Source organism: Fluviicola sp., assembly GCF_029266855.1.
GTDB lineage: Bacteria > Bacteroidota > Bacteroidia > Flavobacteriales_D > Crocinitomicaceae > Fluviicola.
Map to the genome: position 1 here is coordinate 462,812 of NZ_JAQSWB010000001.1, position 13,447 is coordinate 476,258.

The window sequence follows — 13,447 nt, forward strand, 5'->3', positions numbered from 1 at the left end:
ATTTCGGAAATAATTACGAATGCCGAATTACGAATGCCGAATTAAATTAATGTCAGTTGGTTTAACTCTGCTTTCTACTAATTAATGCTGAACAGAGCATCTGAAATTCGGAATTAGGCATTTGTAATTCGTAATTATTTATGATTTTTTTTGATTTTTTAATTTTATGTTCTATCTTTCCAAAAATAATTCATAGAGCCTATAGAAAGAATTCTACTTTAAACTGTTAATAAACAACTGGTTAAAACCTTTAAGAGTAGAGTTATGGCTATGAAATTTCTAGACGATCAAGTCCTTATACATTATTATTTAGAAGGTAACGAACAAGCATTCGAAGTTCTATTGTTACGTCATAAAGATAAAATATATCGTTCCATTTATCATAAAATCCGTGAGCGTGAAATCGCTGAAGATATTTTCCAGGAAACATTCGTAAAGATTATCCAAACCCTGAAGCTTGGTAATTACAATGAAGAGGGTAAATTCTTACCATGGGCAATGCGTATTGCACAAAACCTGGTTATCGATTACTTCCGCAAACACGGAAGAATGAAAATGGTGAGTGAGCGCAATGCGAAGAGCGAGGACTTCAATATCTTTTCTATCCTGAAAATGGATGAATTGAATGTGGAACAAAAAATGTCCAAAACTGAGTTGGAAACACAAATGATCCAGCTGATCCAGCACTTGCCGGAAAGTCAGAAAGAAATTATTGAAAAACGCATTTTCCAGGACCTTTCGTTCAAGGATATTGCAGAGATGGAGAATATCTCTATCAATACAGCATTGGGAAGAATGCGCTATGCGTTGATTAATTTAAGGAAATTGATTGAGAAGCACCAGTTAGTTACTGATCTCGATTGATTATTTGCTACCACAAATAAAATAGGGAATCCCTTCTGCTTTGGTGGAAGGGATTTTTTGTTTGATGCCCAATTAGTTACCATGGTAACAGGTGGATAATCTTACACTTATCCCCGACAGACAAAAGCTCCAAACAATTCACTATTTTCAACTATATTTCAACCATGCAAACACAGCTTCTCAAACAATTACTTTTAATTTCAATAAGTCTATCCTTGTTCTCCTTTATGGGATGCAGCCAGGTTCCTATAAAAGATACAACTACCAAAAAGAGCACAAATGTGGAGGTTCCCGGTTATTCAGAAGGAAAGAATAGTGAAGCAGGAGATCATTTGGATACAAAATCAACTATGGCAGATTCTTGTATATCCCGATTGGAAGGAAATGAGGTAACAGTTTTGATGGACACCATTACGGCTATTATTCATGTAAATCTATATTGTTTGTGTAGTGATTATCTTACGGGTGTAAAAGTAAAATTATCGAATAAGGAACAAACTTATGAGCGGATTACGGATAAATCGGGTTGTGATTTCAGACACATTCAGCCGGGAATGTATTTATTGGAGGTAGAGTATGAGGCTGCCAAGAAGTTTGAACAGATGGATGTAATGGTGATGGGTGGGGCTAAATTACGCTGGAAAATATTCCTGTGCGAAGAGTAATCGCATTAATTACCATGGTAACAGGTGGATAATCTTACACTTATCCACAAATGCAAAAAAGCTCCCGGAAATCGGAAGCTTTGAGTCGTTTTCATTATTTCCCACAGATCCCGAAACGTCGAGACAAGTTGCACAGATTGAAGTGAGCTTACCCCCGAACAACTTCGCATACGGAACAGACCGTCTCGCTGTTTCTACTTTAGACATCCGGTAGGTGCCTTTTAAATCTGTGCATCTGCGGGAAGAAAAAATGGGAGTTAGGTTCCTATTACTTCCCCGGCTGGTACAATCCACTGATCGAAATCCTGTTCCAGGAATTGATCGTCGTGATTGCCATAATAATCTGAGCCAGGTAATTTTCATCAAAGGTTTCACTTGCCTCTTTGTAAAGATCTGCCGGAATTCCTCCTCGGTGAATGAGTGTAACAGCTTCTGTTAATTCCAGGAGAACACGTTCTTCTTTTGTATACAGGTCATTCACTTCTCTCCAGGCATCCAGCAAAACGATCCGTTGAATGGTTTCGCCCATTTTTAAAGCATCCTTCGTATGCATGTCGATGCAATACGCACAGCCATTGATTTGCGAAGCGCGGATTTTAATTAATTCCCGGTGAGTTTTTGTTAAGGCGCTTTTTGAAAGATAGCCTTCCAAACCGTACATTGCTTTTGTTGCCTCCGGCTCGATTTCCATGATGTTGATTCTGTTTTCCATTTTGTTTGTCTTTTAGATCCTGAGATTTCTCGTCAGGAATTTTGTTTGAACAAAGATCAGCAAGCAACAGCGGAAAAAACTTAAACCAGATTAAGAAACGAACAAGCCGATTAAAGTTTGCCGACATCATTCTGCTACATCGGAATATTATCGAAGTTTCACTTTCTCTTTTTCCGAAGTTCACTTAAATACTCCGGAGTAAGTCCGAGGAAAGAAGCAAGCAGGTATTGAGGAACGCGTTGTACAAACTCAGGATACGAATCGTAAAAATGAAAAAAATAGTCTTCTTTGGAAAAGGTATACAAATATTTGATCCGCATTTGGTAAGCTGCAAAGGCACGCTGGTAAACATAGCGGAAATAGCGCTCCATAACCGGAAAATCCCGGTACAGATTCTCCAGTGATTGGAAATCAATCGTAAGGATTTCTGAATTTTCAACGGCCTGGATGCTGAAAAGGGATTCCGTTTGAAACTCGAAAGCCCTGTTGTCGGATAACCACCAGGTTTCGAGAGCGAATTCGGTTGTTACTTCAACTCCTTTTTCATTGAGCATGAATTTTCGAAGGCATCCGCTTAATACAAAATATTGACAGCGACATATTTTTCCTTCTTGCTGCAAGATTTCTTTTTTCGATACACGAATCGTTTTGAAATAAGCCAGGATTGCTCCGAACTCTTCGTCGGAAACGGAGATGAATTTTTCAAGGTGCTGTTTGAAAATCTGTGACATGTAATTTACAGTCGATCATTGAGAAAGTTGACTATCATGGGAACGATGAAGTCGCTGTCTTTGTAATTTGGTTTTAAGGTTGTTACCTCGCCCATGTATGCGCCGTGTCCACCGGGAATGATCGCCAGTTTACAATTCGCAAGCAGTTTTGACATTGCCACTGCATGTTCTGAAGTAGCAACATCGCTATCGCCGTTTATGAGTAGTACAGCGGATTTGATAGATTTTATTTGTTCGTCGGGAAAATCTTTGAAATAGATCATCCTGTCAACACATTTCTGATACATGTTTATCAGTTTGGTACTGTCGGGATTCACTTTCATGAATGCATCTTTATATTGCTGAGGCATTTGTTCAAAAGTCCCGTTTTTCATGAACTCCCAAAATTGAGGAAAGGTTCCGTCGCGTTTTAATAAAACAGAAGCTGCAATGATTTTATCGCAAAGTTCCGGATGCCTGATTGCAATTTGAAGTGCGGTATTTCCGCCATTGCTGAAACCGAAGATATCGGCTTTCTCAATACGGAGATTTTTCAGAAGTGCAGCCACATCGTCGGCATCCTGTTCGAATGAAAGGGGGGAATTCCTGTCACCTGTCCGTCCATGGGCTTGTAATTCAACGCAGATTAATTGTCGATTTTCTGATAACAAGGGTATAATTCTTCCAAACGAAGTTTCAATAGTAGATCCACCGCCATGAATGAGCACCAATGGCTTTCCCTTTCCATAGATCTCGTAATACATTTGAATTCCGTTTACTTCGGAAGTTCCTTTCTTAGGAGTTAAATTACCGGGTGCGCTTTCCATTTTCGTTTGAATTGTTTCTGTTTTTTTATTTTCAGTGCACGAGGTAAAGATCAAAAGAATAGATACGAAATAGATAAGCCGTTTCATTTTATTTTTTCTATAAGTTTTGATACTCAAAAAATAACTTTCATCCCGGATCAATGCTTCGCCTTTTTCTTGTCTTGTTTCCGTCCCTTGTATTTCTCGTTTGCAAGTTTTAAGGTATGCTTCAGAGCACTTTTCCCCGCAATTTTCTGATGCCCCGGAATAACAGTTTTGACTTTCGGGTATTTCTTCATCAGGGTTTTTACTGCAACCCGCCACATACCGATATTGGCATCTGAAAGATTCCCTAAATCCTTTGCTTCCACTGATTTGATGAAACAGCCGCCAACCAGAAGCCTGTCTTTGGGGAAGTAAACCACGATATTATCTGAGGAATGTCCGGCCCCGGGATAATATGTTTCAAAAACGGTATTGAATACATTGAAAGTTGTATCGCCCTCAAAAGTAAACTCGGCCTGGGGGAAATTATTTTCACGGCACAGATTCTTGGTAGCGTAGGTACTGTAAGTCGCGATTCCTTTGTTCCGATAGTAATCGAGTCCGGCAGTGCGGTCTTCGTGCCAGTGTGTTGAAATCACTAATAGTACTTTTTTGTGGAATTTCCGATCAATAGAATCCAATAATGGCTGAAACTGGGTTGTGTCCCAGGGTGTATCGATCATAACCACACCGCCGCTTGTGATCTTCAACAGTCCGTGAGAGGAAATCCTGACTTCTTTATAAACCTGGTAGGTAGTAAAGACATAGGAACTATCCGATATTTTTTTGAAATCCAGTTGGGCATTCAGGCCAATTGTGACAAAACAAGCCAGTGAAAAAAGAAGCGCTCTCATGGATATAAACTTAGTAATTTATCTCTTTCTGTTCATTCTTTTCTGCTGGTTTTCTTCCAGTTTAAGTGTAGGTGCAGAGTACACAAAGTCATTAATAAGTAAAAAACTTTACGCTCTTTTACCTTAGAATAATGTCATTTCTGACTATGCTTCGTCTTCAAAAACCTTGCTTTTTATTCTTTGCGGTAAAAAAGAAAGGCCTCCAAAAATGGAAGCCTTCAGAACTAAAATAATAAAACTAGATTAAACAGTCACTTTCGGAGCTGCTGCTAAAATATCCGTAGATGTTTCCGCTGCATACTGTTCAAAGTTCTTAACGAATTGATCAGCCAAATGGTTGGCAGTTTTATCATATGACGACTTATCAGCCCAGGTTGCACGAGGATTTAAAATCTCGCTTGGTACCTCGGGACAAGAAGTAGGGAATGATAATTCGAATACCGGTAATGTTTCATAAACAGCGTTGTCTAATTTTCCTGTCAATGCTGCAGTGATCATAGCACGTGTGTAAGACAATTTCATTCTGCTTCCAACACCGTAAGATCCACCGGACCATCCTGTATTGATTAGCCATACTTTAATGTCCGTTCCCTGCAATTTCTCACCCAAAAGTTTTGCGTATTTCGCTGGGTGAAGCGGTAAAAATGCTTTTCCGAAACAAGCTGAGAAAGTAGTTGTCGGTTCTGTAATTCCAACCTCTGTTCCTGCAACTTTCGCGGTATATCCTGACATGAAGTGATACATTGCCTGCTCATTCGTCAAACGCGAGATCGGAGGCAATACACCGAATGCATCAGCTGTAAGGAAGAAAATATTTTTTGGTCCTGACCCGATTGATGGAGTCATGATATTGTCAATGAAATCAATTGGATAAGAAACACGTGTGTTTTCTGTAATTGATCCGTCTGCGTAATCAGGAGTGGATGTTCCTTCGTGGAATCCGATGTTTTCCAAAATCGCACCGAATTTGATCGCATCATAAATTTGCGGCTCTTTTTCTTTCGACAGATCGATTGTTTTTGCGTAACAACCTCCTTCGAAGTTGAATACGGTATTATCTGACCAACCGTGCTCATCATCACCGATCAAACGACGATTAGGATCGGAAGACAAAGTTGTTTTTCCTGTTCCGGACAAACCGAAGAAAATAGCTGTATCCCCTGATTCGCCAACGTTTGCCGAACAGTGCATGGAAAGTACATTTTTCTCGTGTGGCAACACATAGTTCAATACGGAGAAAATACCTTTCTTGATCTCTCCTGTATATCCTGTACCGCCGATAATGATCATTTTACGGGTGAAGTTCAGGATTGCGAAATTAGCCTGGCGTGTTCCGTCAATTGCAGGATCAGCTTTGAATCCTGGAGCGCAGACAATATTCCATTCAGCGTCAAAATCTTCGATCTCAGCATCAGTTGGACGTAAGAACATGTTGTAAGCAAACATGTTTGACCAAGGGAATTCAGTTGTTACACGGATGTTCATTCTGAATTTTTCGTCAGCACAAGCATAAGCATCACGAACATAAACGTCTTTGTCGATCAAATAAGACTTCATGCGGTTGTATAACGCATCAAATTGTTCCGTAGAAACAGGAATGTTTACATCACCCCACCAAACACTGTTTTCAGTATTCGCATCACGAACAACAAAGCGATCTTTTGGAGATCTCCCAGTGAATTCACCTGTTTCAATAGCAAGAGCCCCTGTGTCTGTTAATACACCCTGACCGCTGATAATAGTGTCTTCTACTAGTTCCGCTGGCGTTAAATTCCAGAATACGTTACCGAGATTTTCTAATCCGATAGTTGCTTTTAAATCGGCGTTTTTTCCTCGTTTACCAAATTCATTCATAAAATGTCTTTTTGTTTTGCCTTGGAGGCTAACTTATTTTGGTGCAAAAGTACATGGATTCATCAAAAAACCGCCCTTTTTTCAGTATAAATATTAACAGAATGAGAACAAATCCTTTGATTAACTCTTGTTAACGTCTTGGTTAGTAGTTTATTGTGCGGAATTCGGAGTTAATAACTTCTTAATCTTACTTGGCTAAATTCCAATCTTTTGCAATTTGAAAGGTGCTGAAAAAATCCCCGTCTTTCGCATGTTTGGAGACTTCTCCTCCTTGTTTCGGGCCTGGCCCCGGGTCGATCATCAGGTAGTGTCCCCATTTATTCGCCTTATATAAAATGATGACCGAACGACCTTTCGCATCTTTATAATCTGTGCGCATGATTGTGGGAGTAGTGGCGCCTGCAACAACTTGTTTCATGGATTCTGAAGTGACATTAAAAGCTGTTTTCCATTGCTTTACCAGGACTTCTCCGTTTCCATACTGAACTACTTTGTCTTCCGTTCCATGAATGACGATCAATTGCGGAAACTCTCCCTTATAAAGTGAATCTTGTGAATATAATTTCTTACGCAGGTTGGCTTCGTCAAACATAGTAGGCTGTTTCATCTCGGAAAAAGATTTCCCAACGGACTCGACTTGTTTGTAAGCTGTTCCTGCTAAAATCGCTCCTGATTTGATCGTGCTTGGATAACATGCCATGTAATTCACACTCATGGCTGCACCGGCACTTGCACCATAAATAAAGATCTTTGAAGTGTCAATAGAGTAGTGGGAAACAGCATATTTCACCATTTCGTGAATGCTGGCGATTTCACCTTTATCCTTTTCCTGGTCGTCTTTCGAGAACCAATTGAAACACCGGATCATATTATTAGCGCTTTTTTGCTCGGGATAAAGTACCAGGAAATTCAATGAATCCGCAAGCATATTCCAGCCTGAACCGGTGGAAATTTCCATTGCATCCTGGTTACAACCATGGAGCACCAACACCAGCGGGATTTTCTTGGTGGGTTTAGTTACAGGTTCGTGAATAAACGCATTCAAATTTCCCGGGTTTTGGATGATATTTGCTGTAATATCGGTTAATTGGGAACTCCCTGCAAACGGGAAGAGTAGTAGCGAAATGAGTACTGTTGTTTTCAAATTATTTGGTATTTTTTCATGATGAATGTAGCACTTTTATTTTGACAAATGCCATCACGAAGTTTGTAATCAAAGAATAAATCGTTGTCCCGGATTTCCACTTCAAAGCATTTGTTGCTTAAATACGACGGATGTAACCTGGTGGTTTCGCAAACTTCCAAATCGTGTGTTGCAATCATTCCAATGGCATTTAAACGTACCATTTGTTCTACAATTCCGATTGTTCCGTTTTGTTTGTCGTCTGAGTTGGTTCCGCGCAAAATTTCGTCCAATAAAACAAAGGCCGGACCATTGTTCAGGTTGTCAATGATCAGTTTTAGTCGTTTAACTTCCGAGAAGAAGTAAGAAGTGCTTTCTTCCAGTGAATCACTTAATCGCATAGAAACAAGCAGGGGAATAGGGTAGAAGTTTGCACTTTTTGCCGGAATTACAGATCCCGCATTGGCTAAGATCACCGCAATTCCAAGGGTTCTTAAATAGGTGCTTTTTCCCGACATGTTCGATCCGGTAAGAATTACAAATCGCTGCTGATCAAATGAAATATCATTGCTGATACGTACGCTCTTTTTAATAAGCGGATGACCTAATTCTTCGAACGAGATTGTATCGCCGGTAAGATCCGGGAAACAGTATTCGGGATTATTTACATGGAAATTACTAAAGGAAAGCAAATTCTCAACTTCTGCGATTTGTTCTATCCACTGGCTGATTGATTCGCGGTGATTCTTTTTCCACTTGATCAAGCGTCTGAAAACATGAACATGGTATTGAACGGTCGAATTTAAAAGGAAAACAGCCATTCCGTTGTGGATACTGTCCAAGTTTTCATAAATCCGGGAAGCTTCCTTTAGCAGTGAACTGGCTGCCTGGTTTTTGGAATGTACTTTTGAATGAATATCTTTAAGTCTGCTGGATTTCCAGTCTCTGGTCTCGATTAATTTCAGCATTTCACTGTATGCAAGGAGAGATGCACCGATCCGTTCTGCTTTACCGATTTCTTTGCGGATCTTTCCCGAAATCGCACCGAATAAAAGCATATTGACAACCGCGAGGATAACCCCGACATTAAACCAGTAAACCTGTCCGCTTTGCCACAACAGGATCATGCTTGTTAAACCCAATGCAGGAAATACAAAAGCGAGGATCTGTGACAGGATGGAAACGGTTTGTTTCGAATCCTGCCAGCGTTCAATGTAGTTCCGGGTTTCCTGGCTGTCTTTTCCCAGTTTCGCATAAACCTGGAAGGCTTGTCTCCACTCTAGGTCGTCGGCAATTTCCCGGATTGCTTCCTGGGAATTATTCAGAGCTTCTTTACTTTGTGTTTGAAGAAGGGTTTGCGCAAGTTTCTCGCTCCCGATCACCGTTGAAGTCCGGTTTAGATGCTCAAACAAAGAGTGCGGTCCAAACAGGTCAATGTCAAAAGAATAAGGATGCCTTGTGTCTATAAATTCTTTTCCGTCTTCGTAATAGGGTTTTAATTCTGTAACGAATAAATGTTCCGAATCATTGAGCCAATAATAGGTGGAAGCAACCTGGAGTTTGCGTTTTACTTTAAAATGGTAGCTGACCAGGAAGGCAAATAATCCTAAGAAAGCAATTCCCCCGATTAAAAATGGCAAGCCATTCTCTTCCCGGGAAAAGTAGAAGCAAGCTCCGCAGATAAGAAGCGCAAACAACCTGGACCAACCAATTAAACGAAGTTGTTTATTGATTTGATTTACAGATATTTTGTAAGATTCAGACCTTGCTGAATAGTCAGGAATCATATGGTGGCCATTTTTTTCAATTCACTGACAGCTTGCTGAATGTTTTTCCACACATCACTGATAGACGCTTCCATCATATAACAAGGAGCTGTGATGATCTTATTTGCTTCGTCGACCTGGATTTCTCTGACTGTTTTGTAAGTGCTTGTTGCGCCCGTTTTTTCCAGTCCCTGTGAAAATGCTTCGATATCATAGGGTGAAGTTTCGGCAGTTGTTCCCAGGGTAAGCGAAGGATGAATATCGGAACCTTCCAGTGCTTTTGCTAAAACTACCGGGCTTACACACAATGCAGCAATAGGTTTTCCCACATTGACCAGGTTTACAAGAAGTAATTTAACTTCCGGTAAAATACTTCCTTCCGGACCTTCAAATGCCCATTTGGTAAAGTTTTTTGCATTACCGAATCCGCCGGGAATGATCAATCCGTCGATATCGGCAGGTTGAATATCCTGGATCGGAACAATGTTTCCACGAGCGATCCGTGCTGCTTCAACCAGCATATTCCGTGATTCATTCATGGTTTCCCCTGTAGTATGATTAATTACGTGAAATTGATCCGCATTTACTCCGATGCAAGTATATGTATCTCCCAATTCGGATACCGCCAGCATACTCAATACCGCTTCCTGGATTTCTGCTCCGTCGTAGACTCCGGATCCGGAAAGTAAAATTCCAAAATTCATTTTATTGCTATTTTATATAATATACGTAAAAAATAACTAACCACCCTTCTAGGGTTATAAACCCTAGAACAGTTTTTGTTCCTCAAAAATACGATTCTCCCGCTATTTCGTATCTTTGTTTTCATGGACAAACCAATAATTTTTTACGACGGCGATTGCGGTTTTTGTAATAAAACGGTCCAACTTGTTCTAAACAATGAAAAGAATCACGAAATCCATTTTTGTGCACTTCAAAGTGAATTCGCCAGGTCTTTCTTTAAACAACTGGGAATCGAAGAAATGGATCTTTCAACTTTTTACTTTTGGGATGGAAAGAAATTAAACAAACGCTCAACCGCAGCCCTGAAGGTTTTGAATTATTTGCGCTTTCCCTTTACTCTTGGTAAAATAGGGTGGATCTGTCCGCGCTTTATCCGGGATGGAATTTACAACATGATTGCAAAACGCAGAATGCGTCTAGCGGCCTCTTTTTGTGCGCTTCCGACTCCCGAACAGGCTGTCCGGTTTTTGTCCCAAAAAAGTTTTTAATTTTCACTTTCTGTCAGGGAGACAATAAATAAAACCAGATGTTAAAATATGAGTCTGATTTGTGTACACTCTTGTTAATATCATTCTAAAAAGAGGGCTCACAAAGGAAATACTTTAGTTATTTTTGTCTTATGAGAATATCTGCTTCGATTTATTCGGATAAGAAACGTGACCTGTCGGAAACAATCAGGGACCTGGCTGCTCACCATGTTGATTTATTGCATGTGGACTGTAATGACGATCCTTCGGTTTTTGAAGATATCAGTAAGATCAGAACCTGGTGTTCAATTCCTGTTGACCTGCACATTATTACAAAGCATCCTTCCAATTACTTTGATTTACTGCGTGCTGTTCCGGTGGAATACGTGACATTCCAGGTAGAAGACCTGGAAGAAGAATTAGTAATTCCTTCCGATATTAAAGGAAAGAAAGGTCTGGCGATCATTACTCCGACTTCCATCGAAGCATTTGATAAATACAGCAACTTCGACTTTATTCTGATCATGGCTACCATTCCAGGACAAAGCGGTGGTGTTTTTGATGCTGTAAACTTTAAAAAGATCCGAGATTTTCAAAAGAAATATCCTTCGAAATCCGTTCATGTGGATGGAGGAGTGAATGGAGAAGTTTCATTCATTTTAAGAAACATGGGAGTTCATACTTCTGTTTCGGGTTCTTACCTGTTTAATGCTCCGAGTGTCGGACATGCATTGATGGATTTGACCAAGCGAAACGTAGATTCCCAGTTTTTGGTGAAAGACTTTATGATTCCACTGACCGAATCTCCGGTTATAGGGGAAGAATCTTCACTCTTGCAGGTTTTGAATGTAATTGAAGACGGAAAATTGGGTTTCACACTGGTTGTCAATCAGGCAAAAGATTTAAAGGGCTTGATCTCCAATGCAGATATTCGCAAGAGTTTGATTCGTACAAATGGTAATTTGAATTCGGAATCGATTTCTGAGATTATGAACTCCAAACCTTTGGTTATCCTCGAAACAGCAACAGTAAACGACTTACTTCAACAAATCAAAAAATATACTTTCCCAATTCTTTATTTACCCGTTGTCGACGGGAATAATCAAGCGAAAGGGATCTTAACATTCGTAAACCTGATTAAAGGGGAAATATGATCATTCATTTAAAAAAATCAGTAAGTTCAGCTGATGCGGCAAGGTTAGCTGCAGAGAACAAAGCATTTCACCTGGTGTCGCAGGGAATCAATGTGTTGGTAACAGGTTCGGGAATAAAAGAAGTTCCGGCGGCTTTGGAAGCTGTGACCGAAGAACATTGGGTCTTCCCGAACGATATGCAGCTGGCATCCCGAAATTACCGCTCTGAAACCAGGGAGGTGAAAATCGGAAATGTAACAGTCGGCGGTAAAACAGGAAATACCATTATGATTTCCGGACCTTGTTCGGTTGAATCCGAAGAGCAGATCAGGGAATCTTCCGAATTGTTGAAATCTTTGGGATTAACATCACTTCGCGGAGGTTGTTACAAACCGAGAACTAGTCCTTACAGTTTTCAGGGACTTGGATTGGAAGGATTGAAGTTGCTTGCTAAAATGCGTGAAGAATACGGTTTTACAGTGGTTACTGAAGCAAGAGACGCAACACATATCGATGAAATTATTGAACATGCAGATGTGATCCAGGTTGGGGCGAAAGCAATGTACGACCAGGGAATTCTTCGTGCTTGTGCAAAAACACAAAAAACGGTTTTGATCAAACGCGGTTTCGGAACAACCTTACAAGAGTTTGTTCAGGCTGCTGAATTTGTTCTTTCCGGGGGAAATGAAAATGTCCTTTTGTGTGAAAGAGGAATCCGGACATTTGAAACAGGAACCCGTTTTACCCTGGATTTATGCGGAGTGGAGTGGTTGAAACACTACACCAATCTTCCGGTTATCCTGGATCCGAGTCACGCGATGGGTTATGCTTACGGCGTTGCAGGATTATCGCGTGCTTGCATTGCTTTGGGAGTTGACGGATTGCTTGTTGAAGTTCATCCGAACCCGAAAGTTGCTAAGTCGGATGCTTCCCAGCAGCTCAATCATGCAGAATTCAAGCAGTTATTACAAACACTTAGCCCGATTGCTTCCAGCGTTGGCTATAAATTGGTTTAATCTTGTTTTTAGAGCAAAATATAAAAGGCCTTTGCGCAAAGTTCGGTGTTGATTTTTATCAGATGCTGAAAGATTTCGACGTAGACGGTGTAACAGAGTTATCAATTCTGGATCTTGAAGCTATTGCAGAGGAATACGAAGTGGATTTTTATTCCATGTTGTTCAAACCTTTGTTCATTTTTGATCATTTAAAGGTCAAAATTCAAAAAATTAAATTGCTAATTTTGGATGTGGATGGGGTAATGACCGATGGCGGAATGTATTATACGGAAGCTGGTGACCAGGTGAAGAAATACAATTCCAAAGACGGAATGGCCATTATGAAAGTCCAGGAGAAAGGATTGATTTGTGGAATTATTTCTTCCGCTTTTGTTGATCAGATGGTGCGTAACCGTGCGGATACCTTGGGTATTAAACATGTGTATGTCGGGAGGGAACAAAAGATCATGATCCTTAAAAGATGGTGCGGGGAATTAAATATATCCCTGGATGAAGTGGCAATGATCGGTGATGATGTGAACGATTTATCGATTATGCGTGAAGTAGGGCTGAGTGCGTGTCCAAAAGACGCCGTTCAGGAAGTTAAGAAAGAAGTAGATATTGTATTAACAAAAAATGGTGGGACAGGAGTTGTGAGAGAATTCATCGATAACTTTCTTCTGTCGGAACCAATAAAAGAATATTAAAC

General features: G+C 40.3%; 14 protein-coding genes. 6 read left to right on the forward strand and 8 right to left on the reverse strand.

The features are described from left to right. Positions 1-264: 264 nt before the first annotated feature. Both K0S23_RS02250 and K0S23_RS02255 read left to right on the forward strand, forming a co-directional pair. A complete protein-coding gene (locus K0S23_RS02250) occupies positions 265-864 on the forward strand; it encodes a sigma-70 family RNA polymerase sigma factor (RefSeq protein ID WP_300353653.1) in 600 nt (199 codons plus the stop codon). A 164-nt stretch (positions 865-1,028) separates the two neighbouring features. Beyond that, positions 1,029-1,529, forward strand: coding sequence for a hypothetical protein (locus K0S23_RS02255; protein WP_300353655.1), 501 nt, complete (start codon positions 1,029-1,031; stop codon positions 1,527-1,529). A 268-nt stretch (positions 1,530-1,797) separates the two neighbouring features. On the opposite strand, the gene K0S23_RS02260 is transcribed toward K0S23_RS02255, so the two are convergent. The 8 genes from K0S23_RS02260 to elbB all read right to left on the reverse strand — a co-directional run bounded on the left by K0S23_RS02260 (position 1,798) and on the right by elbB (position 10,103). Then, entirely contained in the window at positions 1,798-2,241 is a 444-nt protein-coding gene (locus K0S23_RS02260; RefSeq protein WP_300353657.1) for a carboxymuconolactone decarboxylase family protein, read from the reverse strand. Between the two features lie 158 nt (positions 2,242-2,399). Next, positions 2,400-2,972 (reverse strand): Crp/Fnr family transcriptional regulator, encoded by a 573-nt coding sequence (locus K0S23_RS02265; protein WP_300353659.1) that lies wholly within the window; start codon positions 2,970-2,972, stop codon positions 2,400-2,402. Between the two features lie 5 nt (positions 2,973-2,977). Next, positions 2,978-3,865 (reverse strand): alpha/beta hydrolase, encoded by an 888-nt coding sequence (locus K0S23_RS02270; RefSeq protein ID WP_300353661.1) that lies wholly within the window; start codon positions 3,863-3,865, stop codon positions 2,978-2,980. Between the two features lie 50 nt (positions 3,866-3,915). Continuing rightward, entirely contained in the window at positions 3,916-4,656 is a 741-nt protein-coding gene (gene bla, locus K0S23_RS02275; protein ID WP_300353663.1) for a subclass B1 metallo-beta-lactamase, read from the reverse strand. Positions 4,657-4,899: 243 nt separating this feature from the next. Further along, positions 4,900-6,510: a phosphoenolpyruvate carboxykinase (ATP) gene (gene pckA / locus K0S23_RS02280; RefSeq protein ID WP_300353665.1), complete on the reverse strand. Its 1,611-nt coding sequence runs from the start codon at positions 6,508-6,510 to the stop codon at positions 4,900-4,902. 187 nt (positions 6,511-6,697) lie between these two features. After that, positions 6,698-7,654: a PHB depolymerase family esterase gene (locus tag K0S23_RS02285; RefSeq protein WP_300353667.1), complete on the reverse strand. Its 957-nt coding sequence runs from the start codon at positions 7,652-7,654 to the stop codon at positions 6,698-6,700. Next, positions 7,651-9,420, reverse strand: a complete 1,770-nt coding sequence (locus tag K0S23_RS02290) for a DNA mismatch repair protein (RefSeq protein WP_300353669.1) — start codon at positions 9,418-9,420, stop codon at positions 7,651-7,653. The genes K0S23_RS02285 and K0S23_RS02290 overlap by 4 nt, the downstream gene beginning before the upstream one ends. Next, positions 9,417-10,103, reverse strand: coding sequence for an isoprenoid biosynthesis glyoxalase ElbB (gene elbB / locus K0S23_RS02295; protein ID WP_300353671.1), 687 nt, complete (start codon positions 10,101-10,103; stop codon positions 9,417-9,419). The genes K0S23_RS02290 and elbB overlap by 4 nt, the downstream gene beginning before the upstream one ends. Positions 10,104-10,226: 123 nt before the next feature. On the opposite strand from elbB, the gene K0S23_RS02300 reads away from it, so the two are divergent. The 4 genes from K0S23_RS02300 (at position 10,227) to K0S23_RS02315 (ending at position 13,445) form a co-directional block, all read left to right on the forward strand. Then, positions 10,227-10,631, forward strand: a complete 405-nt coding sequence (locus tag K0S23_RS02300; RefSeq protein ID WP_300353672.1) for a thiol-disulfide oxidoreductase DCC family protein — start codon at positions 10,227-10,229, stop codon at positions 10,629-10,631. 131 nt (positions 10,632-10,762) lie between these two features. Beyond that, complete coding sequence (locus K0S23_RS02305; protein ID WP_300353674.1) at positions 10,763-11,764, forward strand: CBS domain-containing protein; 1,002 nt, start codon at positions 10,763-10,765, stop codon at positions 11,762-11,764. Further along, positions 11,761-12,759 (forward strand): 3-deoxy-7-phosphoheptulonate synthase, encoded by a 999-nt coding sequence (aroF, locus tag K0S23_RS02310; RefSeq protein ID WP_300353677.1) that lies wholly within the window; start codon positions 11,761-11,763, stop codon positions 12,757-12,759. Before K0S23_RS02305 ends, aroF begins: the two co-directional genes overlap by 4 nt. 62 nt (positions 12,760-12,821) lie before the next feature. Beyond that, positions 12,822-13,445 carry an HAD hydrolase family protein gene (locus K0S23_RS02315; protein WP_300353680.1) on the forward strand — a complete coding sequence of 208 codons (624 nt, stop codon included), beginning with the start codon at positions 12,822-12,824 and terminating at the stop codon, positions 13,443-13,445. Positions 13,446-13,447 lie beyond the last annotated feature (2 nt).